This window comes from Acinetobacter sp. V89_4 (genome assembly GCF_029967875.1).
Classification (GTDB): domain Bacteria; phylum Pseudomonadota; class Gammaproteobacteria; order Pseudomonadales; family Moraxellaceae; genus Acinetobacter; species Acinetobacter oleivorans.
Genome location: NZ_JASCAI010000021.1, coordinates 93,924 through 119,426 on the forward strand (window position 1 = coordinate 93,924; position 25,503 = coordinate 119,426).

25 protein-coding genes and 1 tRNA gene are annotated in these 25,503 nt (G+C 38.0%); 14 read left to right on the forward strand and 12 right to left on the reverse strand.

Going from position 1 to position 25,503, the window contains the following annotated elements; translation table 11 throughout:
- Positions 1-98: 98 nt before the first annotated feature.
- Together rng and QLG01_RS09060 are read left to right on the forward strand one after the other, a co-directional pair.
- A complete protein-coding gene (gene rng / locus QLG01_RS09055) occupies positions 99-1,553 on the forward strand; it encodes a ribonuclease G (RefSeq protein ID WP_004789319.1) in 1,455 nt (484 codons plus the stop codon).
- Between the two features lie 139 nt (positions 1,554-1,692).
- Positions 1,693-1,866, forward strand: coding sequence for a PA1571 family protein (locus tag QLG01_RS09060; protein ID WP_002116397.1), 174 nt, complete (start codon positions 1,693-1,695; stop codon positions 1,864-1,866).
- A 27-nt stretch (positions 1,867-1,893) separates the two neighbouring features.
- Here QLG01_RS09060 and QLG01_RS09065 read toward each other — a convergent pair whose 3' ends face one another.
- Together QLG01_RS09065 and QLG01_RS09070 are read right to left on the reverse strand one after the other, a co-directional pair.
- Positions 1,894-3,279, reverse strand: coding sequence for a wax ester/triacylglycerol synthase family O-acyltransferase (locus QLG01_RS09065; protein WP_005309889.1), 1,386 nt, complete (start codon positions 3,277-3,279; stop codon positions 1,894-1,896).
- A gap of 171 nt (positions 3,280-3,450) precedes the next feature.
- Positions 3,451-4,185 carry a phosphoadenylyl-sulfate reductase gene (locus QLG01_RS09070; RefSeq protein WP_004789321.1) on the reverse strand — a complete coding sequence of 245 codons (735 nt, stop codon included), beginning with the start codon at positions 4,183-4,185 and terminating at the stop codon, positions 3,451-3,453.
- Positions 4,186-4,369: 184 nt separating this feature from the next.
- On the opposite strand from QLG01_RS09070, the gene thrH reads away from it, so the two are divergent.
- Positions 4,370-4,987, forward strand: coding sequence for a bifunctional phosphoserine phosphatase/homoserine phosphotransferase ThrH (thrH, locus tag QLG01_RS09075; protein WP_003655338.1), 618 nt, complete (start codon positions 4,370-4,372; stop codon positions 4,985-4,987).
- 58 nt (positions 4,988-5,045) lie between these two features.
- Here thrH and QLG01_RS09080 read toward each other — a convergent pair whose 3' ends face one another.
- Positions 5,046-6,545 carry an outer membrane protein transport protein gene (locus QLG01_RS09080; RefSeq protein WP_282496287.1) on the reverse strand — a complete coding sequence of 500 codons (1,500 nt, stop codon included), beginning with the start codon at positions 6,543-6,545 and terminating at the stop codon, positions 5,046-5,048.
- A 598-nt stretch (positions 6,546-7,143) separates the two neighbouring features.
- Positions 7,144-7,842: an NAD(P)H-dependent oxidoreductase gene (locus QLG01_RS09085; protein WP_282496288.1), complete on the reverse strand. Its 699-nt coding sequence runs from the start codon at positions 7,840-7,842 to the stop codon at positions 7,144-7,146.
- A 157-nt stretch (positions 7,843-7,999) separates the two neighbouring features.
- On the opposite strand from QLG01_RS09085, the gene QLG01_RS09090 reads away from it, so the two are divergent.
- Positions 8,000-9,025 (forward strand): AraC family transcriptional regulator, encoded by a 1,026-nt coding sequence (locus QLG01_RS09090; protein ID WP_282496289.1) that lies wholly within the window; start codon positions 8,000-8,002, stop codon positions 9,023-9,025.
- A gap of 48 nt (positions 9,026-9,073) precedes the next feature.
- Here the strand turns inward: QLG01_RS09090 and QLG01_RS09095 are convergent, their stop codons facing one another.
- Both QLG01_RS09095 and QLG01_RS09100 read right to left on the reverse strand, forming a co-directional pair.
- Positions 9,074-10,066, reverse strand: a complete 993-nt coding sequence (locus tag QLG01_RS09095) for a fatty acid desaturase family protein (protein ID WP_151768645.1) — start codon at positions 10,064-10,066, stop codon at positions 9,074-9,076.
- Between the two features lie 104 nt (positions 10,067-10,170).
- On the reverse strand, positions 10,171-10,971 hold the full coding sequence (locus QLG01_RS09100; protein WP_151768646.1) for a PaaX family transcriptional regulator C-terminal domain-containing protein: 801 nt from the start codon (positions 10,969-10,971) through the stop codon (positions 10,171-10,173).
- Between the two features lie 347 nt (positions 10,972-11,318).
- On the opposite strand from QLG01_RS09100, the gene QLG01_RS09105 reads away from it, so the two are divergent.
- From QLG01_RS09105 to hchA, 4 genes are all read left to right on the forward strand, one after another.
- Positions 11,319-12,137: an undecaprenyl-diphosphate phosphatase gene (locus QLG01_RS09105; RefSeq protein ID WP_016137097.1), complete on the forward strand. Its 819-nt coding sequence runs from the start codon at positions 11,319-11,321 to the stop codon at positions 12,135-12,137.
- Between the two features lie 157 nt (positions 12,138-12,294).
- Complete coding sequence (locus tag QLG01_RS09110; RefSeq protein WP_282496290.1) at positions 12,295-13,191, forward strand: AraC family transcriptional regulator; 897 nt, start codon at positions 12,295-12,297, stop codon at positions 13,189-13,191.
- Between the two features lie 32 nt (positions 13,192-13,223).
- Positions 13,224-14,234, forward strand: a complete 1,011-nt coding sequence (locus QLG01_RS09115; protein ID WP_282496328.1) for an NAD(P)H-quinone oxidoreductase — start codon at positions 13,224-13,226, stop codon at positions 14,232-14,234.
- Positions 14,235-14,442: 208 nt separating this feature from the next.
- The gene (gene hchA / locus QLG01_RS09120) at positions 14,443-15,318 is read left to right on the forward strand and encodes a glyoxalase III HchA (protein WP_282496291.1); all 876 of its coding nucleotides are present in this window, start codon (positions 14,443-14,445) and stop codon (positions 15,316-15,318) included.
- Between the two features lie 13 nt (positions 15,319-15,331).
- On the opposite strand, the gene QLG01_RS09125 is transcribed toward hchA, so the two are convergent.
- Positions 15,332-15,404: transfer RNA gene (locus tag QLG01_RS09125), tRNA-Arg, on the reverse strand.
- 312 nt (positions 15,405-15,716) lie between these two features.
- On the opposite strand from QLG01_RS09125, the gene QLG01_RS09130 reads away from it, so the two are divergent.
- Positions 15,717-15,971 (forward strand): TIGR03643 family protein, encoded by a 255-nt coding sequence (locus QLG01_RS09130; protein WP_003655360.1) that lies wholly within the window; start codon positions 15,717-15,719, stop codon positions 15,969-15,971.
- A 116-nt stretch (positions 15,972-16,087) separates the two neighbouring features.
- Here the strand turns inward: QLG01_RS09130 and QLG01_RS09135 are convergent, their stop codons facing one another.
- Complete coding sequence (locus QLG01_RS09135; RefSeq protein WP_282496292.1) at positions 16,088-17,443, reverse strand: amino acid permease; 1,356 nt, start codon at positions 17,441-17,443, stop codon at positions 16,088-16,090.
- 378 nt (positions 17,444-17,821) lie between these two features.
- Here QLG01_RS09135 and prpF point away from each other — a divergent pair, with 378 nt between their 5' ends.
- From prpF to QLG01_RS09150, 3 genes are all read left to right on the forward strand, one after another.
- Entirely contained in the window at positions 17,822-19,009 is a 1,188-nt protein-coding gene (gene prpF, locus QLG01_RS09140) for a 2-methylaconitate cis-trans isomerase PrpF (RefSeq protein ID WP_282496293.1), read from the forward strand.
- 162 nt (positions 19,010-19,171) lie between these two features.
- Complete coding sequence (locus QLG01_RS09145) at positions 19,172-20,083, forward strand: polyprenyl synthetase family protein (RefSeq protein ID WP_282496294.1); 912 nt, start codon at positions 19,172-19,174, stop codon at positions 20,081-20,083.
- A 59-nt stretch (positions 20,084-20,142) separates the two neighbouring features.
- On the forward strand, positions 20,143-20,511 hold the full coding sequence (locus QLG01_RS09150) for an MmcQ/YjbR family DNA-binding protein (protein WP_282496295.1): 369 nt from the start codon (positions 20,143-20,145) through the stop codon (positions 20,509-20,511).
- A gap of 68 nt (positions 20,512-20,579) precedes the next feature.
- Here QLG01_RS09150 and QLG01_RS09155 read toward each other — a convergent pair whose 3' ends face one another.
- From QLG01_RS09155 to QLG01_RS09170, 4 genes are all read right to left on the reverse strand, one after another.
- A complete protein-coding gene (locus tag QLG01_RS09155; protein ID WP_013196946.1) occupies positions 20,580-21,434 on the reverse strand; it encodes an SPFH domain-containing protein in 855 nt (284 codons plus the stop codon).
- Positions 21,435-21,462: 28 nt separating this feature from the next.
- Positions 21,463-21,924, reverse strand: a complete 462-nt coding sequence (locus QLG01_RS09160; protein ID WP_004789340.1) for an NfeD family protein — start codon at positions 21,922-21,924, stop codon at positions 21,463-21,465.
- A 104-nt stretch (positions 21,925-22,028) separates the two neighbouring features.
- Complete coding sequence (locus tag QLG01_RS09165) at positions 22,029-22,946, reverse strand: patatin-like phospholipase family protein (protein ID WP_282496296.1); 918 nt, start codon at positions 22,944-22,946, stop codon at positions 22,029-22,031.
- Between the two features lie 66 nt (positions 22,947-23,012).
- A complete protein-coding gene (locus tag QLG01_RS09170) occupies positions 23,013-23,639 on the reverse strand; it encodes a lysophospholipid acyltransferase family protein (RefSeq protein ID WP_282496297.1) in 627 nt (208 codons plus the stop codon).
- 128 nt (positions 23,640-23,767) lie between these two features.
- On the opposite strand from QLG01_RS09170, the gene QLG01_RS09175 reads away from it, so the two are divergent.
- Together QLG01_RS09175 and QLG01_RS09180 are read left to right on the forward strand one after the other, a co-directional pair.
- Positions 23,768-25,027, forward strand: a complete 1,260-nt coding sequence (locus QLG01_RS09175; RefSeq protein WP_282496298.1) for an MFS transporter — start codon at positions 23,768-23,770, stop codon at positions 25,025-25,027.
- Positions 25,028-25,100: 73 nt separating this feature from the next.
- On the forward strand, positions 25,101-25,292 hold the full coding sequence (locus QLG01_RS09180; protein ID WP_034591627.1) for a hypothetical protein: 192 nt from the start codon (positions 25,101-25,103) through the stop codon (positions 25,290-25,292).
- Positions 25,293-25,503 lie beyond the last annotated feature (211 nt).

The following is a 25,503-nucleotide window of genomic DNA, read 5'->3' on the forward strand; positions in this document are numbered from 1 at the left end:
CTTAATTGAATAGCATTGTCGATGAACACTAGGCAAAGTTAAAGTTAACAGCTTCTCTGACTCTTTAATAAAAATTTTATAATGCTTTGAGTTTATGTATGTCAGAAGAATTACTTATTAATGTCACGCCTATGGAGTGTCGGGTGGCATTAATCGAAAATGGAACTGTTAATGAGCTGTATGTCGAACGTACAGTCAAACGTGGTCTAGTCGGCAATATTTACAAAGGTAAAGTCGTGCGGGTGCTTCCGGGCATGCAAGCTGCCTTCGTTGATATTGGTTTGTCTCGAACAGCCTTTTTACATATCAATGATATGGTTTGGCCTCGTTCACAGCCTACCCCAAATGTTTTTGAACTTTTACATCCCGGACAAACGCTTACTGTCCAAGTAATGAAAGATATGTTGGGAACAAAAGGCGCGCGTCTGAGTACTGACCTTTCAATCCCTTCTCGTTATCTGGTTCTCATGCCATATGGAAATCATATTGGTGTGTCTCAGCGTATCGAGTCTGAAGAAGAGCGAGAGCGACTACGTAATATTATCGAAGGTATTCAATCTGAACATAATTTGCCGGGTAGCGTGATTGTACGTACAGCTGCTGAAGGTGTAGATGAGGCAGAAATTGCACAGGATATGTGCTATCTGAGTAAATTATGGGAATACATTCAACGAAAACAAATTGATGTTGCTGTCCCTTCCTTAATTTTTGAAGAGCTTCCATTACCTCAACGTATTATTCGAGATTTGGCTAGCGACGAAACTGCAAAGATTTATGTCGATTCGAGAGAGATTCACGCCAAGCTTCTTGAGTTTGTTGAAGAATTTGTCCCGAATATGCAGAGTCGACTCATTCATTATCCGGGCGAGCGACCACTATTTGATCTTTATAATGTCGAAGAAGATATTCAAAAAGCCTTACAAACCCGCGTAGCTTTGAAGTCAGGCGGCTATTTGATGATCGATCAGACTGAAGCCATGACCACGATTGACGTTAATACGGGTTCATATGTCGGTGGTCGTAGTCTGGAGGACACCGTTTTTAAAACCAATATGGAAGCGACTCAAGTTATCGCGCGTCAACTTAGACTGCGTAATTTGGGGGGTATTCTCATTATTGATTTTATTGACATGCAAGAGGCAATTCACCGTGAAGAGGTGATGCGTCAGTTTGAAAAAATGCTTGAGCGTGATCACGCTAAGACCAAAATTACTCAAGTGTCAGAACTTGGGTTGGTTGAAATGACGCGTAAACGCACACGTGAATCGTTAGAACATTTGCTTTGTGAGTCATGTCCAACCTGTCAAGGACGTGGTTTTGTCAAAACAGCAGAGACAGTGTGTTACGAAATATTTCGTGAGATATTACGATATACCCGTGCATTTGAGTCAACGAGTGGCTTTACTGTTGTTGCCCATCCTTCAGTGATTGACCGATTATTAACAGCAGAAGCGCCAGCAGTGGCTGATTTAGAGCATTTCATCAACCGTGTCATTAAATTTCAGGTCGAAAATTTATATACGCAAGAGCAATACGATATCATTTTAAGTTAAAGTTGTAACAAGATATCGCTTAATCCTTGTTACAACTGAAATTTTACTTTCATTCATGAATTTTAAATACTACTTACATACAGTAGCCGTAGACGTTCTCCCTATTTAACGTCTTAGCAAACAATAAGAGGTATAACCCATGAATGTAAGTGAAAACTTAATTAGCAACGGTCTTAAACATGTTTTAGAAAGCACGCCAGTAAATAGCTGCTATATGTTGAATGACCAAGGTAAAGAAGTACCGATCACAACTGCAATGATTCGTTCAGTATGTCATCAGTTGCTTAACCAGTGCCGCACAATCAAAAAATAAGGGGCCAATTTAAAGCCCCTTAGTTTTCTAACTTGCTGAATGATGTTTCAGCTGCTTTTCTGCAATAATTTCTTCAAATCGTTGAATCTCATCTTCTAAGTGAGTCAAAAGGTTTTGCATTTTTGGCAAGGCATTTCGACAAGCTGTTAATCCAACTTCAAGCTTATCTAAATAACTGGTCATAGTAATATTTAGAGCTTGTCCATCCATGACAATTGAAGCAGGGTAGAGCGCATCTAATTTCGCACCATTCCAATAAAGCGGCTCACGTGGTCCAGGTACATTGGAAATGACTAAATTGAACGCCTGACGCTTAGGAAGCATTCCTGACATGATGTTTAAACCTGCCGGACCATAAACAACCGCACTATAGTTTAAAATTTCATTCGCAGTCATACGGCTAAAGCGTTGCTTTGAATTTTGCATGCTGCGACGAATAATTTCTAGGCGTTCTAACGGTTGGTCTTTATGAGTTCCTAAATTTGCCAGAATCATGGTAATTCGGTTACTCATATCAGAATCATCGGTGCGTAATGAAGCTGGCACCATGGCAATAAGTGGTTTTTTAGGTAAGCTATTTTGACTAATCAAATATTCACGTAAAGCACCAGAACATACTGCAAGTACAACATCGTTAATTGTTACACCTAATACTTTTGAAATTTTTCTAAGACGACTCAGTTCAAATGATTGGGCCGCAAATCGACGTGAAGCACTCACTCTTTGGTTCAAAATCGACACTGGCGCCTGAAAAGTAGAAACATAATCAGGATTTTTGCCCATTTCTTTAAATATAGTCTGAGATAGCTCTTGCATGACTTTAGGAGCGATATCGAGTTGAGACTTAATGCCTCCTAAAATACTCTTAATTTTACTGGTACTTGGAGTCGGTACTTTTAGTCGTTTAGTTCTTTTGCTCTCAACACACCATAAAGGAACAACGTGTTTTTCTTCTGGTGTCTTTGAAAGTGATTTCTCAATCAAACGCATACCTGCAACGCCGTCGACCATTGCATGATGGATTTTAAAATACATGGCAAAGCGATTGCCTTCGATTCCTTCAATAATGTCACAAGTCCAAAGAGGCTTAGCACGATCAATTAACGAACTATGTTGCTGTGAAATATAAACCAGAAGTTCGCGAATACGGCCAGGATGAGGCAGAGCAATATGGCGAAAGTGATGATCGATATCGAACTCTTCATCTTCATCCCAAAATAAGCCATTTAAACGGTTATTGAAGGGTGGGATAGGAATGCTTTTTGAGCGTTTAATATCTTCAACTAAATCATGTACAAAAGTTTCAGGTGCATTTTCAGGAATTTCAAATAAAAATAATCCACCGACATGCATGGGTTGCTGTCTTTTTTCAAGTGACAGAAAAATGAAATCAATTGGGTGTAATGGACGCATAAATCATTGTGCCTCATGCATTTTTCTAAGAAGCCCTTATCTGAGCTCTTATTAGAATTATAGAACCGTAAAATTAAGTATATAGCGTTTAGAGTAGATAAAATATGACTTTGTGTACGGAACATGACATAAAAAAAACCACTGATTTAGCAGTGGTTTTTTGATAACAAATTACTTTTTCATATTGCCAGCATGTAATCCACACTCTTTTTGAGTCGCTTCTTCCCACCACCAGCGTCCTTCACGCTCATGTTGGTTCGGTAATACAGCACGTGTACATGGTTCACAGCCAATAGAAACAAAACCACGTTCGTGAAGAGGGTTATATGGAATCTCCATCATACGGATGTAGCTCCATACTTCAGCACTTGTCCAGTTTGCTAAAGGATTATATTTAATGAGTTGCTTACCTGGACCAGAGAAACCTGCATCAGCTTGTACTACTGGAATTTCTGTACGTGTACCAGGGCTTTGATCTTTACGTTGGCCAGTAATCCAGCCATCTAAAGTCGCAAGTTTCTTACGCAAAGGCTGAACTTTTCGGATGCCACAACATTCTTGGTGCCCATCTGTAAAAAAGCTGAATAAACCTTTTTCGTTTACCATGTTTTGAACAGCTTCAGATTCAGGGAAACAAATTTCGATATTGATATTGTAGTGTTTACGGACAGTCTCAATAAATTGATAAGTTTCGGCATGGAGGCGACCAGTGTCGAGACTAAAAACACGGAACGGCTTACCCAAACGTGAAGCAATATCAATTAAGACAACATCTTCTGCTCCCGAAAAAGAAATTGCAATTTCACCTTGCTGGCTTAAGGCAAGCTCTAAAATTTCTCGTGGGCTTTTGGTCGCATATTCGGCTGCAAGAGCATCTACGATATCAATAGTCGGAATAACGGTCATGTGTGTTCCTGGCAAAAGGCTTGGGCGCATTGAGTTATGAAAAATATTCTAATGGATAGTGAATAAAGTGCTTAGCACTTTAATTTCGATCCTTATGAATAAAATTGATTTGATCAATAACAACGCAAAACTGAAAATCTTAGTGGTATGATACAGCAATTTTTAACCAACGTTGGAAGCATTCATGGAAATCGTATGCCTAGATCTTGAAGGGGTTTTAGTTCCTGAAATCTGGATCAATTTCGCAAAAAAAACAGGGATTAAAGAACTCGAAGCAACAACTCGTGATATTCCGGATTATGATGTTTTAATGACTCAGCGTCTTAATATTTTAAAACAACACGGTTTAGGCTTAAATGACATTCAAGAAGTTATTGCCGAGATGGGGCCATTACCAGGTGCAAAAGAATTTGTTGAATGGGTGAGCACACATTTCCAACTTGTGATCTTGTCAGATACGTTCTATGAGTTTGCACATCCATTAATGAAGCAATTAGGATGGCCAACAATTTTCTGTCATAAATTAGAGACAGATGAAGAAGGAATGATTACAGCTTATAAATTGCGTCAACCAGATCAAAAACGTGAATCTGTTAAAGCACTACATGGTTTAAATTTCCGTGTAATCGCAGCGGGTGATTCATATAATGATACAACGATGCTTGGAGAGGCTGACCACGGTTTCTTATTTGATGCACCTGCAAACGTGATTGCTGAGTTCCCGCAGTTTCCAGCTATCCACGGATATGATGCCTTGAAAGAAGCAATCCGTTCAGTTTCAAAGCGTAGCATTCCAGCATAAGAGATAAATAATATAAAAAGGCGCTTTAAGCGCCTTTTTATATTAATGAGTTTTGAACTTAGAATTTATAACCAAGTTTTAAACCATAAGCAATTGCGTTGTTGTCAGAGAACTCCGCAACATATTCATCACCACCAGCTTGTGCGCCAGTTTGAGCCTTAGCATCGCCTAACCAGAAGTATTTTACGCCGCCAGCAATAAACGTTTGTGGGGTAGGACTATATTGAAGACCTAAACCTACGTTCCAGTAACCTTCTGTTGGACCTAGAGTTGTGATTGGGTCACCTGCACCAGAGTCCCAACCTACAGAAACGTTACCAGCCCATTTGTCATTAAGTTTGCGGCCAACACCTGTAGTCACTGTCCATTGGTCATCTGAATAGCTAACTAAATCAAAACCATTTGGACGGTTGACAATCGGGCCTACAACTTTTGATAGTTGTCCAAATTTGTATGGTTGAACAGAGAAATCTTTCCAGTTCACCCAACGTATGTTAGCAAAGGCAACAGTGTCAGCCATGATTCCCGTTTGGAAATCAAAGTTAACTGATTGAGGTGTAGTAATTGTGGTATCTGCTGAGCTATTTTTAATTGCTTCACCAGCTGCAGCTTGTCCTAATAATGAAAGAGCAGGAAGTGTAGGCAAGTTTTCGCGAATATTGACATCGTGGTCAATTTCTGAGCGATACGTTAAAGATGCTTTTAATGCAATTTCAGGAATTTGATAAGCGAAACCTGCTAGCCAACCTGCACCACCTGTTTCTTTAATATCTGCGTCATAGCCATTGTAGATACTGTAAGCTTGACCACGGAGATTGATGTTTCCTTTAATTGTTTGATATACACCGCCCGCATAGAAGTTCCAATTTTGATTTGGTTGAAAACCAAAAACCATTGCAAGGTTCTGGGTATCAACTTTAACCTTAGTGGCACCTTTACCAAGCAAACCATTGACTTGAGCTAAACCGGCGTCAACCTTTGCAGCCACCCCTTGTTTAACACCTGCATCGATAGCAGCTTTAGTGGTTGCATCATTATTATAAGCTTTTAAAGTAGCAGCAAATTGTGCTTTTCCAGCAGCAGAGGTTAAGTCAACTCCTTGGGCTTGTAGAATAGCACCTACACGTTGGTCAGCAGTTAATCCATTAAATGTTGTATCAATAGTGCTGGTACGAATAGCATCTAATTTTTCAGGAGCTAAAATTGTATTGGTGCTCTCTGATACAAATACGTTTTTTCCAGAATATTCAGCATCTGCGCCGAATGGTTGATCGTATAGTATACCAAATGAGAATTTATCATTAAGTTGCAGTTTTAATGCAGCATTTGGGAAATAATAATCATTACCCATATCACCAATATCACGGCGTGTTGCACTTGTACCAGCTTCTTTACCTGCTACATCAGGGTCTAAAACAGAAATACCAGCTTCAAAGTAATTATTAGGCTGCAAAAATGCAGACATTGATTGTCCAGAGCGATCCAATGCTGCTGCAAAAACCCCAGTTGCAGGCAGCGTTGCTAAAATCATTGCAGTGCTCAGATGTTTTAATTTCATTTTAATCTTTCCTTGAACTTCAAGACATTTTTTTAAAAGTAACAGAGTTAAACCGTTTAAACTGTGTTGCCTTCAAAGCTTCTAATTACAACTTATAAAAGCTTTGATAACTCCATGTAACAAAAATAGCATAATTACAATAAGAGTAAATCTGTTATATGAACTGAGGAGTACTCACTTTTTATACAAATAGTGCCAATAATGAATGAAATATGAAGGAATATTTCCATTGGTAAATTATTTTAATTGATTGATATTTATATTTTTAATCTATTAGTAAAGAGGTTCGTTTTAGTGACATTTTTGTCACAAATCCAAGAAAAATGGTCAAAGATTTTTTTGTAAAAATATGAATTAATCGATTATGAAATGAGTAATAGTTGTCATTTTTAGTTGATAAGTCTAGTTTCTCTACATCTGTATATTATTGATTAACTTTTATATTCTTAATTTTATAAAAAAGTTTACCTTGATTTTTTTACCGTTTGATCTATTTTTTGAACGAATTTAGATTTCTATTTGAAAGTTATGAGCAAGAAAATAACCGAAAATAATAAGCTAAATTCGGCTATTTAATTTTTAGAGCTCAAACACAGCATTAGAGTGGATATAGTTTTTCATCAAATTGCTCAAGCTTAGGAAATTTTAATGGTTCAAGCTGGTCCAAGTGAGAGAGATAAATCTCATAGTCTTTGAGAAGGGTTTCTCGTGCTTCTTGGCTAATATAAGGTACGTGATAAGCAATGAATGGTGGTAAAACTTCAAAACCGGCATATGCCAAAGTACCACGTTGAATCGGTGATAGATAATGCTCTATTGGTCCGTGAATAGAGTTCTCGCCAAACATATGTGTTCTACCACCGAGTGTTAAGCACAACATCGCTTTTTTACCTGCCATGCCGCCGTGGTTATAAAACCGCTTACCACCATAAAACAAGCCAGAGACGAACACACGATCAATCCAGCCCTTTAAAATTGCTGGAACAGATGTCCAATAAAGTGGGAAATTTAAAATAACTAAATCAGCTTTTTTTACTTTTTCAATTTCTGCTTGAATATCTGGAGCTAGAAGTTGATTTTTGCTGGCATTTCTTTGTTCGAGAGCATAGTTAAAATAATCAGGTTGGTTGAGCTCTAGAAAATCCTCTTTGGACGCAACAGGGTTAAATTGCATCGTATATAAATCTGAAATCTCTACTGTGTGCCCCAATTTTTCTAAGGTTTGTTTAGCTGTACTTTTTAGAGCAGCAGTAAAAGACTGTGGTTCTGGATGAGCATGGACAATCAGAATGTTCATAAGGTGACCTGTGTTCTTTTCAGAAATTGTGCTGTCTCGTGCAATTCAGCGGATTTTGTTTTGAATCACTATGCATCAATTTAAAAGCATGGCATAGTTCATGAACTGACAGTTTTTTACCATTTCGCGCCATTTTATTTTGCTCAATGGGTTGCTCATGAATCCAGAATTACCCGGAACTTATATTAATTTAATCGTCGAGACTGTTAAGCGATGGGACGTCTCTGGCGAGCAACTTTTAGATGGAAGTGGAATAGCTTTAGACCAATTAAAAAAGCCTTATTGGTATGTTGAGTTCAACATCTTAAATGAGCTTATTGAACGGGCCACCGAATTATGCAAAGAGCCAGCATTAGCTGGGCATTTAGCTTTAAGTATGACGGCTTCATGTTATGGTTCAGTCGGAATGGCTGCCATAGTTTCTCCAAATTTAGGGGACGCGCTGAAAATTCTTGAACAGTTCATTGGCTCACGTTGTAAGGTTTTTAAACCAGAATTAAAACAAGAAAATAATTATGCATGTTGGTCAATTCATCAGCCTGTTGATGCATTTCAGTTGAGCTCAAATGCCAACTTTTTTTTGTTAGTCGGTTTTGTTCAAATTGCAAAAAAATTAATAGGACTTTCTCATTTAGGAAAAGTTGAATTACAAATGCAAGAACCGATAGGTTTTTCACAAATAGGTCATCAACTGGCTGTCACTTGTTTATTTAATCAAAAGTGTAATCGTTGGATATTTCCAAAAGAGTATTTAGCACAGCCTGTATTAACGGCGGACCCAATGCTAGCGCCGTTGTTAAATGCACAATGCAAGCGGGATATAGATAAATTAAAATTAAAAAGTGGCTGGAAAGGGCGAGTCAAACAAGTTGCTGAAAAATTGCTTTTGAATGGGGAGATTGGGGCATTGAAAGTCGGGCAAGTTGCTCAAATCATGAATATGTCAGAGCGAACCCTGCAACGCTATTTAGCTCTTGATCACACTAGTTTTACCTTTTTAGTAGACTCACTGAAAAAAGAGCAGGCCCAGAAACTTTTAGCTCAAAATAACATGTCGATTGAAAAAGTGGCTTTAATGCTGGGTTATGCCGAGACTTCTCACTTTACCCGTGCATTTAAGCGCTGGATGGGTGTTACGCCTAAATATTTCCAAACCAAACATAAGATGGATGATTTAAGTTAAAAGGCCACAAATTTAATTTCATGGCCTTTCATTTATTATTTGAGTTAATTAAGTAGATTGTTCTGGCTTAGATGAGAGTGATTCAATTACTTCAAAATAGCTAGGTGGTGCCGGAACATGTCCTCTGTCTCTCAATAGACGGTGCATACGCGGCAATTTGAAGTAGGGCACCGAAGCCATTAAATGATGTTCCATGTGGTAATTGACATGAATAGGGGCCACAAAGCTTCTAGCAATCCAACCTGCACGTGTTGTACGGGTATTGGTTAAAGCGGTATTGCTCGTTTGCATCCCTGCATGTTCGGCCATGGAGCGAATTCTTAAAAATAATGGGAAGGGTGTTAAGTAAGCTAGGGGCCATAACCAATAAAACCGTTGTTGACCAAAAGCTTTTAAAACCCCATAAAGAGCTACATTGGTTGCAATAGCTCCGCTACTGTTTTTTATAATACTTTTAGCATAGTCAACGAAGTCTTTATTACTTCGGTCTAGCCAGACTTGATCATTTGCAACCGTCCATTTCATTAAATCGAGATCCATTAACACTCGACCAAAGCTAAACTTTAATCCGGTCATACCCGTTAAGTCGCGTAAGAATTTACGAGTAAGAGATTTCTTGCTCACAGGAAAACCAGAAACTAAAGAAAGGTCTGGGTCATCTGGAGTAGATGTTTTTGCATGATGACGCACATGATGTACGCGATATTTTTGTAGATCATTCCAGATGGGACGGGCGCATAGCCACTCACCGACAAAGTCATTTATTTTTTTATTTTTGAACAAGCTTTTATGCGATGCATCATGCATCAAAATCGCTAGGCATAACTGGCGACCAGCCAATATTGCTAAGGCAAGCATACAAGCAAGTAATTTGCCCCAGCTCGGTAAATAATCCCACATCATGATTAAACTGGCAAATGTTCCGCCAATAACAGCCCACGTACTTGCAACAGCCCAAGCACCATATGCATCTGAGGGTTGTGTGAGTTCCTGTATTTCTTCTCTGCTAAAGAGATCGGTCACACTGACTTGTGCATTCATTTTTATTCTCCCAAATCAGATTTTGGTATCTATATTATATATTACCAATATAATCATAAAATTTTAAAAAGTGTAATATTGTTTGTAAAAAAATAAATCGCCCTTTAATGGGCTAATTCATTTTCATAAAGTTTCTGCCAAAGTTTTTGTCCAATCGAATCGAGCTGCTGTACATTCTGAGCAAACTGATTGCGGGCATGTTCGTTAACAAATGGAGGGGGCAGCAGAGGATCATTCATGAGTAAGGTAATCGTTTCACGTCCTAATAACAAAGCTTGAGTGGCGGCCTCGTTTAAGGATAAATTTTTATAATTCAAAAGCCATTCCTGAATATCTTGACTATACATCTCATAATTTTCTTCAAGCTGCTTCGTATTCCATAAAGAGGGAATTAAAGAAACTGTTTTTGAGTCAAATTTTTGAATAATAGAAATTTTGGCTTCATTTTCAAGGCCTGCTAAAACGAGTTCTTCACATGTTTTTTCAAAGCTATAGGCTAAATTGTCTGGACGTATATAAATTCCAGTTTCGAGCTCTCTAAAGCCAAATTGATGTAAAGCGTGTTCTCTCTTTTTTAAAGCGGTCCGATCTATACGCCCTAATGTCCCCGTAAATACCGCCAGATAATTCTGTTGCCATTCTTTGGTCTGTTTAATGCCATTTTTACGATTCAAAATGACTTTTGCCCATTCTTTTGTTGATGGCGAAAGTTGATAAATACCGCGCTCGACGCTTTCTATCATGCCTTCATTTAATAGCCGAGTCGTAGCAACACGAATACCGTTGTCACTCATATTAAAAAGTTTAGCGGCGATCAATATTTGTTTAATGGTGAGCTGAGGATAAGCGGAGGAAAGAAATAAATCGATAATAAGATGACGTGCATTAATTTTGGTGTTTTTCATTCAGATAGAATTTTTGATATGAGTTGCATGTAATAAAAATAATATCATGTTTTTGTAATGTCTTTTTAAGATCATTTTTAGGGTCAATAAGCGTAAAAATCTTAGCTATAGAATGAGAAATTTTGTAGTTCTTAACCAAGTTCATCTTTTTACGATAGTTAACCTAAGATTGTCATGATGATGTGATACATTATTCCCCTTTAAATAAACCGCCTTTTGCTAAGGGCAATAACCACAAATGCTAGAAATGATCTGATATTGGGCATGAACTAGGCCAAAATTATGGTTTGTACATGATATAAAACAAATTTTTAGACTTTTCTGGTGATTAACTTTTTGAGCAAGTGATGGAAAATTTTGAAGTTATAAAAGCACTGTTTTTAGGCTTTGTCGAAGGCTTAACTGAATTTTTACCAATCTCGAGTACAGGCCATTTAATTTTATTTGGTCATATTATCGATTTCCATTCAGACGGCGGTCGTGTATTTGAGGTCGTAATCCAGTTAGGTGCTATTTTGGCAGTGTGCTGGTTATACCGACAAAAAATTGTTAACTTGATTAAAGGCTTCTTTAGTGGTGATGTGGAATCACGTCATTTTGCTATCAGTGTGCTTATCGCATTCTTCCCAGCAGTTATTATTGGGGTTTTGGCAGTAGACTTTATTAAAAGTGTTTTATTCAGCCCAATTGTGGTGGCGATTGCCTTAATTGTCGGGGCGCTTATTATTTTCTGGGTTGAATCTAGACAATTTGAACATAAGACACTCGATGCAACCAAAATTACTTTTAAACAAGCGCTTTTAGTTGGACTTGCTCAGTGTGTTGCCATGATTCCGGGAACTTCACGTTCAGGCGCAACAATTGTGGGCGGAATGTTTGCGGGCTTATCACGTAAAGCTGCTACAGAATTCTCTTTCTTCCTTGCTATGCCAACCATGTTGGGGGCTGCAACTTTTGACTTGGTTAAAAATGCTGACGTACTGACTGCCGATAATATGATTAATATTGGGGTAGGTTTTGTTGCTGCTTTTATTGCCGCGTTGTTTGTTGTAAAAGCATTGGTTCTGTTTGTAGAGCGTCATACGTTACGCGTATTTGCTTGGTATCGAATTGCACTCGGTGTAATCATTTTGATTGCAGCAATGTTCTTTAATTTATCGGCTTAAATAATCTGATGAAGTGAAAAACCTAGAATGCTCTAGGTTTTTTTATGCCTAAAAATTGATTTGAATTGCCTATTTATACAAAGTAAACGTAAGACAGATGTTTTCATTTTAGGTTCATTGTTATATTGATTATTAGATAACTTCTCACAATAAAACTATGCCGCAAAATCATCTTACAGAACATTTGGTCGATGCATTTTTGCACTTGGCTCCCGCAGAAGGTCTCTATCCTACTTTTATCTCTAACATCACTTTGATGCGTGTAGATCATTCCACACCACCTGTTGCCGTGCTGCAAGAACCCTCAATTGTTTTAGTGATACAGGGATTAAAGCGAGGATATATTGGTAAAGAAATTTTTCAATTTCAACAAGGGCAGTGCTTATTCATCTCAATTGCAATACCGTTTGATTGCGATACTGTTGTTGAAAATAATGAACCAATGTTGGCGATTGCAATAAAATTTGAACCACAAATGATGGCTAATCTCATTACTAAAATGGATAAACAGCAACAAGTGATTACTGAAGATGCTCACTCGGAAGATTTAAAATTAAGCTGTGGGCTTAGAGTGATCGACATGAATGCCACCATTTCAGAGGTTGCTCTCAGATTGCTCAATTTACTTCGCTCTAAACAAGATACTTTTATATTGGGTGAGCAAGTCAAAAGAGAAGTGGTTTATCGTGTGGTGCAGGCCTCAGGTGGCAATTTAATCGAGAGTTTATCGGCTATAGCAAGTCGAAATGGCGTGATTTACACCATTTGTGAAATTATTCAGCGTGATTATTATCATAACTTAACGGTTCAAGAGTTGGCGAAACAAGCGGGCATGAGCATCTCGCTTTTTCATCAAGCTTTTAAAAAGGTGACGAATTATTCGCCCTTACAGTACATCAAAATTACTCGGCTACATAAGGCTCGTGAGTTGATCATGAACAATAAAATGGGTGTAGCAGAAGCAGCCTATGAAGTGGGTTATGTCAGTGCTTCGCAATTTAGCCGAGAATTTAAGCGACTGTTTGGCGTTCCACCCAAGTCCTCAATTATTTAACGTAGATTAGTATTTTGAAATATAAATCAAACATGGAGCATTTTATGACCCTTCCAACAACCATGAAAATTATTGAAATTACGGCTCCGGGTGGACCAGAGGTTTTAAAAGTTCAAGATGCTAGTCTTCCAGTACCTCAAGCAGATGAAGTCTTAATTGAGGTAAAGGCTGCTGGAATTAACCGTCCTGACGTTTTGCAGCGTATGGGTTTATATCCTATGCCCAAAGGTGTTACTCAAATACCGGGACTTGAAGTCGCGGGTGTCGTGGTTGCTGTAGGTGAACAAGTCGATCGATTCAAGGTTGGAGATAGAGTTTGTGCTTTAACAAATGGCGGTGGTTATGCTGAGTACTGTGCGGTAACAGCAACTCAAGTATTACCAATACCTGAAAATTTATCTTTTACTCAAGCTGCTGCGATTCCAGAAACATTTTTTACAGTTTGGGCAAACCTATTTGATATTGGCCGTTTAAAGAAAGATGAAACTGCATTGATTCATGGTGGGGCAAGTGGTATTGGAACCACAGCTTTAGCGATTTGCCAAGCTTTAGGAATTAGAAGTTTTGCTACCGTTGGTAGTGAAGATAAAGTTGAAGCACTCTCTAGTTTCACCACAGCAATTAACTATAAAACCCAAGATTTTGAGCAAGAAATTTTGAAACATACTCAAGATCAAGGTGTTGATGTCATTTTGGACATTGTGGGTGGTTCTTATTTCACGAAAAATTTAAATCTATTAAAACGTGATGGCCGACTTGTCATTATTGGTTTTATGGGTGGTCGAATCGCAAAAGAATTTGACTTACAAAAACTGATTTTAAAACGTGCCACAATTACGGGTTCAACGATGCGAGCACGTAATAGCCAAGAAAAAGCAGAGATTGCACAATCTTTGCATGAGCATGTATGGCCATTATTGGCACAAGATAAATGTTTACCGCAAATCTATAAAACGTATGCTTTTTCAGATGTACAAAGTGCTCATACATGTATGGAGCAAGGTGATCATATTGGAAAGATCGTTTTAGAAATGAATGCGTAACGCTGTAATCATTGAAGTTTGGGCGAACGACAGGTTTGCCTAAACTGAATTTTATAATTCTAAATTCTGCCTATTTCTCTATAAAAATTGCCAAATTCTATTGGCAGATTGCACCAGTTCCATAACTTCACCTATAAATTGAGTAAGAAATAAAAATTGGTTCTTACCTTATTATTTCTTTCCATACTGATGAAAAAGGATAGTAACAATGAATACCGCAAATATTGATGATAAAAATCCTACTCCAGATTTGGCTGAAGATAATGCCTTTTTCCCATCACCTTATTCACTGAGTCAATATACTGCTCCTAAAACCGATTACGACGGCACGACTTATTCAACGCCGTATGTGGGCAATAAAAAAGTTTTAATGATTGCAACTGATGAACGTTATATCCAGATGCAAAATGGTAAGTTCTTTTCAACAGGCAACCATCCTGTAGAAATGCTTTTACCGATGTTTCATTTAGATAATGCAGGCTTTGAAATTGATGTTGCGACACTTTCTGGGAACCCTGCCAAACTTGAAATGTGGGCAATGCCAAAGCAAGAAAAAGTTGTATTAGATACCTTTCAGAAATATGCAGAAAAATTAAAAAATCCATTAAAGCTAACTGATATTTTAGAAAATGCGGTGGGGGAAAACTCACCATATGCGGCTGTATTTATTCCGGGTGGGCATGGTGTATTAGCTAAAATTCCACATAGCCTTGAGGTGAAAAAAGTTCTTAAATGGGCGGTTGAACAAGATAAATTTATTATTACTTTATGCCATGGTCCAGCTTCATTACTGGCTGCGGCAGTAGACGAAGCGCCTGAAAACTATATTTTTAAAGGCTATCAAATTTGTGTATTCCCTGATTCATTAGATAAGGGAGCAAATATTGATATTGGTTATATGCCGGGGGCTTTACCTTGGTTGGTGGGTGAAAACCTTGAAAAACTCGGTGTAGAAATTTTAAATAAGGGCATTACAGGTCAATGTCATAGAGACCGTAAATTGCTAACTGGTGATAGTCCGCTTGCTTCTAATAATTTAGGAAAACTTGCAGCTGAAATATTGTTGGCTGAAGTGAAGGATTAAGTGATGAAATATGTACGCCCTGCGGGACTCGAACCCACGTCGGTCGCTTAGGAGGCAACTGCTCTATCCAGTTAAGCTAAGGGCGCATAATTTTATGATTATAAACAAAAAAGCTATTGCGAAGGCAATGGCTTTTTTACGTTTTAGTTATTAAAAACTTTTGCCATAGTGAGCAATAAAGATAAAGTTGGAACATTCAATGGTTTTGAACACTTATGTCTTATAAAAAAACAGTTTAGAAAGCTAAAAAAATCACAAAAAATTCATGTTGATCTTTCTATGATCTGAAGCAAAACACGAAAAGGTTTAAGACAAGCAATCGGGTAGGTGAAGTTATTCCCAGAAGGTTGTTTGTTAAAAATCAGATTTGACTATCGTATAATTCAAAAGGGCATAACATGAAAAAAATTGATGAACAGGACTTATCTAGAATTATTGAAATGGCATGGGAAGATCGCACTCCATTTGAAGCAATTGAGCGAGAATATGGCTTAAGTGAAAGCGAAGTTATTCGTTTAATGAGATATAACCTGAAAACCAATAGTTTCAAACTCTGGCGCAAACGTATGGCAGGGCGTAAAACTAAGCATCAGCAATTACGTTCGCCAGAAATTGAACGAGCTTACTGTTCGCGTCAGTATAAATATGCATAACATCTAATTTTATTGTCGATGAAATTTTAATTTTATAGCGCTTAATTTTCTGATTATGAACTAAAAAGCCCCTATCGAAATAGGGGCTTTTTAGTGTTTAGGTACGAAATATAATATTATTGTTTTTTAGAATTCAATAATTTAAATAGTATAAACATGAGAACGATCCAGATAGGAATCATCATCACAGATTCTTTGAACCCTTGGCTCCACATAATGTAGAGAACAACTGCAATAAAGCCTAAAACCAAATAGTTACTAAATGGTGCCCAAAGTGCAGGGAAGTGAGTTGTTTCACCTTTTGCTTTCATTGCTGATCTAAATTTGAGGTGAGTCAAACTAATCATTGCCCAGTTCAATACTAATGCACCAACGACGATATACATTAAGTGACTTAATGCATCTTCGGGTACAAAGTAGTTCAACAGTACACAACCAAAAATTAATAATGCAGAAAGTAATACGGCTGGAACAGGTACACCTTGTTTGTTTACTTTTTTGAAAACTTTTGGAGCATTACCTTGTTGAGCTAGACCGTATAACATACGGCTATTTGCAAACATGCCACTGTTATAAACAGATAATGCAGCAGTTAAAATAATAAAGTTAAGAAGATGTGCAGCCCAACCAATTCCCATTTGGCTAAAAATCATGACGAATGGGCTTTTGTCGAGACCACCAAGATCTAACTGGTTCCATGGCACTAATGAAAGCAAAATTGTTAGTGAACCGATATAGAAAATCAATATACGGAAAACAACTTGGTTGATTGCTTTTGGAATAGTTTTTTTCGGATCTTTTGCTTCTGCTGCTGCCATACCAATTAGCTCAATGCCGCCAAAAGCGAACATTAAGAAAGCTAACATATAGAACAGACCACTAAAGCCATTTGGAAAAAATCCACCATGTGTCCACAGGTTACTAAATGAAATGCTTGAACCCACATCTGCTGTAAACAACAAATAAAGGCCAAAAATAATCATCGAGATGACCGCAGTTACTTTAATAATGGCGAGCCAAAATTCAGATTCACCATAAAACTTAACATTGGTTAAGTTTACGGCTGTAATAACGACAAAGAAAAATAAGACAGAAGTCCACGCTGGAATATGAGGCCACCAATAATTAATATATTTGGCAACAGCGGTGAGTTCACTCATCGCAACCAGAACATAGAGTATCCAATAATTCCATCCAGCTAAAAATCCGGGAAATTTCCCCCAATATTTATAAGCAAAATGGCTGAACGATCCTGCAACAGGTTCTTCAACAATCATTTCTCCCAAGTGGCGCATAATCAAAAACGCGATTAAGCCACCAATGGCATATCCTAAAATAATGGATGGTCCCGCAGATTGAATCACTTGCGCCGAGCCTAAAAATAATCCGGTACCAATTGCTCCACCCATAGCAATTAATTGGATATGTCGATTTTTTAGTCCTCGTTGCAGTGTAGAAGATTCGTTGGTCAAAGGTCTTCACTCACAATGAATAAGTAAATTATTCTAATAGATGGAGTTATTTTAGCCTAGACTACAAATTAATAAGCTGTGACTGAAAAGTAATATTAAAATATATTTAAAATCATTGGTTTACTTTTAATATTTCAATATAGAGTGAAAAGTGCTCTAAAAAATATAATTTCATATAGACTTTTTTTCATGGATTTTGCTTAGATTAAGTCATTGCAAGCATATTGCTAAATTCTCAAAATATGCTCGCGTCAATACGATTGATGTATAAAGCAGATCGCTATCTCTTGGCCTTAAAACAATTTAAGATGCAGAGAAGGGTAAACAAGAATGCTTGTTTTGATATAGAAGAACATAATAGTAAGGATAACAGTTGATATGAGCTCAGTACCGCAAATTAAAATTCCAGCAACTTATATGCGTGGTGGAACCAGTAAAGGTGTCTTTTTTAAGGTTGATGATTTGCCGGAAAAAGCCCAAGTTGCAGGACAAGCAAGAGATCAGCTCTTACTACGTGTCATAGGTAGCCCAGACCCCTATGGAAAACAAATTGATGGGATGGGCGGAGCCACTTCGAGTACCAGCAAAACAGTTATTCTCGCTAAAAGTACTCAGCCAGATCATGATGTTGATTATTTGTTTGGTCAGGTTTCAATTGATCAGGCTTTTGTAGATTGGAGTGGTAACTGCGGTAATTTAACTGCTGCTGTTGGTTCTTTTGCGATTTCAAATGGTTTAGTAGATGCAGATCGTATTCCAGAAAATGGCCTATGCACTGTTCGAATCTGGCAAAAAAATATTCAAAAAACCATTATTGCGCATGTACCTATCACCAATGGTCAAGTTCAAGAAACTGGTGATTTCGAGCTTGATGGGGTCACATTTCCCGCCGCTGAAGTTCAAATTGAGTTTTTAGACCCAGCCGATGATGGCGAAGAAGGCGGTGATATGTTCCCTACAGGGAATATTGTTGATGAATTAGATGTTCCTGATATTGGTCGTTTCCAAGCGACTTTTATTAATGCCGGAATTCCAACCATTTTCTTAAATGCAGAAGATTTGGGTTACCAAGGTACAGAATTACAAGATCATATTAATAGTGATGCAACTGCGCTGGCACGTTTTGAAAAAATTCGTGCGTATGGTGCGGTACAGATGGGTTTAATTAAAGATATTTCAGAAGCGGTTGCACGTCAGCACACACCAAAAATTGCTTTTGTTTCTAAACCTAAAAACTACACGGCTTCAAGTGGTAAGTCAGTTTCAGAGAGTGATGTCGATTTACTGGTTCGCGCTTTGTCGATGGGTAAATTGCACCATGCAATGATGGGAACTGCAGCGGTTGCGATTGGCACTGCGGCTGCCATTCCGGGAACGTTAGTAAACCTTGCGGCTGGTGGCGGCGAACGTGAAGCAGTACGTTTTGGTCATCCATCTGGAACATTACGTGTTGGTGCTCAAGCAGAACTTATTAACGATCAATGGGTCGTGAAAAAAGCCATTATGAGCCGTAGTGCACGTGTGTTAATGGAAGGCTGGGTACGCGTCCCAGGTGACAGCTTCTAAAAGTCATTAAGTAAGAAAAAGCCTCTCAATCATGTAGAGGCTTTTTTACAGTTACCTTCAAAAACTCATCACCCACTTTTCACAGTGAATCGTGTATGATGTAGCACATGAATGCTTCATTACATTCAATAAAATTTCTCTACTGATTTTATCGAGGCGACTGTGTCATCACTCTCTCAAGTTAATGCGGATGTTTTAAAACAAGCTCAACAACGTATTCAACAAGATTTATTGACGACACTGGCCGCGTTCTCAATTCCAGAGCCTTTAAAAAGTGCAGTACACCATGCAGTCATGCTTGGTGGAAAACGTGTGCGTCCAGCTTTGTGTTATGCCACAGCTTCTTTACAGCCTAATCCAAATTTTGCTGCGGCTCGCCGTGCTGCGGTTGCAGTCGAACTCATTCATTGTTATTCGCTAGCGCACGATGACTTACCTTGTATGGACAATGATTTATTACGTCGTGGTCAACCGACATGTCATGTTGCATTTGGTGAAGATACTGCTTTACTTGCAGGCGATATTTTACAATCAATGGCTTTTGAAGTTTTAGGTAGTCGTTTGTTCGATGAACAAGGGCAGGGTACCGATGCTGCAATTGTATTAAAGCAAATTCAGATTTTAGCAACAGCCACTTCTAAAATGGTCTGTGGACAGGTGTTAGACCTACAAGCTGAAGCTAAACAAATTGCTCAAGACGAACTTGAAAATATTCATCGTAATAAAACTGGTGCGCTTATTCAGGCTGCCATTATGATGGGTGCAGTCACTATCTTTTCTGGAACAGATCAAGCAATTCCAAAATTACGTCAATATGGACAAGCGATTGGCCTGGCTTTTCAAGTATTAGACGATATTCTCGATATTACTTCGAGTACCGAAGCTTTGGGCAAAACTGCTGGTAAAGATGAGCAAGTTCAAAAATCGACATATCCAGCTTTAATGGGCCTCGAACAAGCACAGATTTATGCCAAAGAATTGCATGATCAAGCTTTTGAAGCTTTAGCTCATTTTGGTGACAATGCAAAAGAGTTAGTGGAGATTTCACAATTCCTTTTAGCACGTACCAACTAATAAAAAATTAAATCAATATTGATGCTTCTATTCATGTGAAATGCATAAGGGAGAAGAGAATGAATGGTGAACAACTCCATCAAAAAGCAATTGAAATTGCACATAATCTTCCTTTTAGCCAACACGTTCATCCATTTGGGCCTGAATATGAAGTTTTTAAGATTTTAGAAAAAATATTCATGCTGACAGCGGAAGTAGCTGGCGTCAAAATGATTAATCTCAAATGTGATCCCTATAAAAGTCAGGAATATCAGGAGCTCTATTCATTTATTATTCCGGGTTACCACATGAATAAAAAGCACTGGATTTCGATTACACCGGATAAGAATTTAACAAGCGATTTACTTCAAGACTTGATTCGCGACTCTTATGACTTGGTCGTAAAAAAGCTACCTTTGAAAGATCAAAAAAGATTAAACAACCAATAATACCCAATATAAAACGGCGACATGATTGTCACCGTTTTTATTTCAATAACTTATTTCAAGCAATTAAATTAATTATGCTTTCCCATAATGCCACGAATTGTGTTTAAAACATCGGCAGGTAAAACTACGGTTTTAGCATTGCTTGATTTAGCCATATCTTGCATCGATTTAATGTACTGCTCACCTAGCAAGTAAGCCACCGGGGTTTCTTTATCACCAACTGCACTTGTCACCATTTCAATCGCTTTTTGTGAAGCTTCAGCTAAAACAACTTGTGCTTCTGCATCACGACGAGATGCTTCTAAGCGACCGTCAGCTTCTAAAATGGCAGCTTGTTTTTCACCATCTGCTCTCGTTACTGTAGCACGACGTTGACGTTCTGCCGCAGCTTGAGCTTCCATGGCAGCTTGCATTGTTGTAGAAGGCTGAATATCTTGAATCTCAACCGTTTTTAAGGTGATGCCCCAATCCGAAATATCATCAGAAATTGCAGCTTTGAGCTTCGCTTTAATATGATCACGTGAAGACAATGCATCATCTAGATCCATTTCACCGACAATAGAACGCAGTGAGGTTTGTACAAGGTTTTGAATCGCCCATGTATAGTTTTCAATACCGTAAACTGCTTTTTCTGGTGTGGTTAAATTAATATATGCCACAGCATTCATGAGCAATACAGCATTGTCACGTGTAATGACTTCTTGCGATGGAATATCTAACACAATATCTTTTGTGGTAATTTTATAAGCCACATCATCGATGTAGGGAATCACAAAATTAAGTCCCGGGTTAAGGGTGGTGTGATATTTACCTAAACGTTGGACAATCCATTTGTAGCCCTGAGGAACAATTCGAACCCCTTTAAAAATGGTAATAGCCACAAAAGCCAAAAAGGCTAAAACAATAATAGTACCGACTGGCATGAAAATACCCTCTCTTTATCTTTAATGTTTATGAAGTGCCATGGGTTTGAACAATTAAGTCATTACCCGAAATATCAATAACTCTAACACGATCGCCTACTTTAACAGGAGTAGTGCTCCGACAATTCCACTCATCGGCTCCTAAAATAGGCATTGGAAAGCGAACAATAATTTGATCATGGTCTAGACCGGTTTGAATCACCATTCCAATTTGACCAATGGTTGCTTCACGGGGTAATCCCGCTTTCGTTTTATCAATTGATAAGGGTTTAATAAATTTGAACCAAAGAATGGTGCATAGCACGGATAGTATTATCCACAATACAATTTGTGTTGTGAGGCTAATATCTGGAAATAACCAATAGAGAATGCACACCATAATGGCGGCAATACCAAACCAGAGTGCGGCAAAGGCAGGTAGAATCAGTTCAGAAAGAATAAGTAAGATACCCAATACAAACCAGTGCCAAGGTTGTACAACAAACTCCATAAATCTGCTCTTTTATATATCTTTATGATGGGTAAAAGTGACTAATATCACTTTTACCACTGTAGCAGATGATAGGAAATGTGGATAGAAAAAAACCACTTCAATTAGAATTTAGAACGTGGCGCGGGCTTAAATGCTGCTGGAGATTTTTTGAAAGTTGCAATTGCAGTTTCAATTTGGCGAATTTGAGCTTGAGCAGCTTTTTCACCTTCCAAAATTGCCTGATTACTTGATTTGAGGTCAAGTGTACCTAAATGACCCACTTTAGGCTGAATCACAACATTGGCTTGCTTGAGTTCTTCATTAATACTTTGTTGGCCCATAATGTTAATGGTTTGATCTAATAATCCCCACATATTGGCTGGGCGATTACCTGCTGGACGCGCTGAAATATCAACGGCAATCACAATATCTGCACCCATATCACGAGCTGTTTTAACAGGAATTGGGCTAACTAATCCGCCATCAATGTATTTTTGATTGCCGATTGTGGCTGGCACGAACACATTTGGAATACTGCAAGAGGCGCGTACTGCTTGGCCTGCATTGCCTTTAATAAAGTCTGCCTTTTGACCATTATCAAGACGAGTTGCCACAGCCGCAAAACGGATTGGGAACTTCTCAATCGGTTTATTGCCAACATTACGGTTAACGTAGTCTTGTAACTTTTGTCCAAGAATAATGCCTTGACGGTTAAGCGTTAAATCACGGATATCAGACTCTTGTAATCTCAGAGCCAGACTTTGCAATTGATAAGGTGTTTGTCCACTTGCGTAGATACTTCCAACAAAGCTACCTGCGCTGGTACCCGTTACAATTTTAGGCTTAATTCCATGAGACTCTAAAACCTTGATTACACCAATATGTGAAAATCCTTTTGCTCCACCGCCACCTAAAGCAAGAGCAATTACAGGTTCACGGGCTTTAATTGAGGTAGTCAGCGTTGGTGTTTTGCTAAATTTATCACAGCCAAAGAGTGCTAGAGAGATAAATCCAATACTGGCAAATTGAGCAATTTTCATCTTTAAAAATAATCTATGTCGAGATAAATTAAGAAGGGCCATAAGACCAGATTCGCTCAATTTTTGCTAGGTTTTTTTCACTAGATTTTGTAAAGGTTCGGCAAGCCAATTGCGATTTTTAGGTGAAATTTTTCCTTTATAACGCTCAAAAATCTTGGCGAGATCTTCAGCATAGTTACCACTTGAGTCTAAGTGACCTAAGCAGTGAATCGTCTTACGGTCATAATCAAAAGAAAACATCACAATGGGAATATTGGCTTTTGCGGCAATATGGTAAAAACCACTTTTCATTTTTTTTGCTTTTTTACGTGTGCCTTCGGGCGCCATCCCAATCCAGATCTTGTCATATTTTTGAATGGTTGCAACCACTTGTTCAGTAAGTCCATTGGCTGTGTCACGTTTAACAGGAATAACGCCAGCCCAGTCTAACGCTCGCTTAAACGGTGGTTTAAAAAGGGCATCTTTACCTAATACTGTAATTTGGATACCTAATCCAAAAATCGCAAGAAAGCCATACCATCCATCAATATTGGACGTATGGGGTGAAATAATTGCTACTGCTTTTGGAAAATTAGGAACTTCGCCTTCAATTGTCCAACCTTGCGCTAAAAAAAGTTTCTTAAATAGTGCCCGGCTTAAAGCAGTGCCACGTTGGGGTACCAAATCAGGTAAATTAGGGAAATGTTGATCCATATTTTTTTAAATTTTAACTTGTCCTAGTTTTATCTTAATCTTTTGAAATATATGCTTCATTGGCAAAATGTAAGAACAACATGACATTTGATGTTATTCCTCATTAAAGAAATAAAAAGTAGGTATATATGTTTCGGCAGCAAAATCTTTATCTTCTGCTATTTTCCTTATATTGGGCACAAGGGCTACCTGTCGGTTTTATGACCCATGCTTTACCTGTTATTTTAAGGGCACAAGGTGTGTCACTCGCTCATATTGGTGGTTTTGGTCTATTAATGTTGCCTTGGTCAATTAAGATCTTTTGGGCGCCATGGGTTGACCGACATGCACTTTCCCGTTTGGGGCACTATCGTAGTTGGATTTTACCTACGCAGTTTTTGACGGTAGCTGTGCTGTGTATTTTGTCTTTTTTTCCCATTCAAGCTTTAGACCAGCCTCTTTATTTATTTGCCTTTTTTATTTCGCTTCTTTTAATGAACTTAACTGGGGCAACACAAGATATTGCGACCGATGCTTTGGCCGTCAATTTGTTAAAGCATGACCAGCAACATTGGGGAAATACATTTCAGGTGGTTGGTTCCCGACTCGGTTTTATTGTCGGTGGAGGTGCCGTACTCTGGTGTTTAGACTGGTTAACATGGCAACCCACTTTCCTGTTATTAGCAGCCTTAGTGTTTTTAAATACTTTACCCGTTTTATTATTTAAAGAACCTAAACATGCAGGTTATTCAGGTCATCAACTTAAACCTAGCCAGCAAAATTTAGTCATAAAGATTAAAGCCTACTTGAGTTATTTCTCTCAAAATAAAGAGCTTCGTTCTTGGTTAGTTGTCCTTATTACTTTTAAAGTAGCAGATGGTTTAGCTGGACCATTACTTAAAGCTTTAATGGTCGATATGGGGCTAAGTTTTACTCAAATTGGCGTTTATATCACTATGCTCGGTGCAGTGGCAGCACTGGCAGGGGCAGCAATCGCTGGTGGAGTGCTTAAATATTTCTCTAGACCCACTACTTTAATTATTTTTTCAGTATTTAAAATCATGAGTTTAGCTGCCTATGCCTATTTAGCTTATGCTTACGAACAGAAAATTCAACTCAATATCTGGGCTATCTATACAGTCAATGCTTTAGAGGACGCATTCTCGGCCATGTTGTTGGTGGTTATGTTGACCTTAGTCATGCACTACAGTCGAAAAGAATATGCAGGTACAGATTTTACCTTTCAGGTTTCAGTCATGGCGACTGTGAGTGGGGGGCTTTATAGCTTGAGTGGTGTGTTTGGAGATGCTTTCGGTTATTTCCATTATTTGATAGCTATTGTCATTATTGGCACTGTTACTTTGCTCCCTATTTCTCTCTGGAAACATGCAAAACTACAAGAAAAATAATGTTAACTAAATGAAATAAAGAAATTTAATATCGATTAAGGAGTGATCTAGTCATAATCTACTACCTTTGTCTATGTTTTTAAAAATGTATGTTTTTAGCTATTTAAATGCTCTATTAATTGTGCCATCTTGTTTGGGTAGCAAATGGAAGCTAACTGGAGTAAAAATGGATTTCGTTAACAAGAAAAATCATGTGAATCAATTAAAATGGGTAGAAAAATGTTCAAGTAGATTGGATATTAGCCTAAAGTCTAAAAAAGAATAATGAAATAACGATTTAATCATTCTATAAGATAAGAGAGTTGTGTAGGATTCGTTACAACATGAAGTTAAGGTAAAAATCTGTAAGTCAAAGTATGTTTTTTATGTCTTTGGTTATTGGTTTTGGTCTTGCATAACGTTGAAATTGGTTTTGGTTGCGGTAATAAAATTAATGTAACCAAAGTGGAGGAGAGTTGATTTTTTAGCCCCTTAAT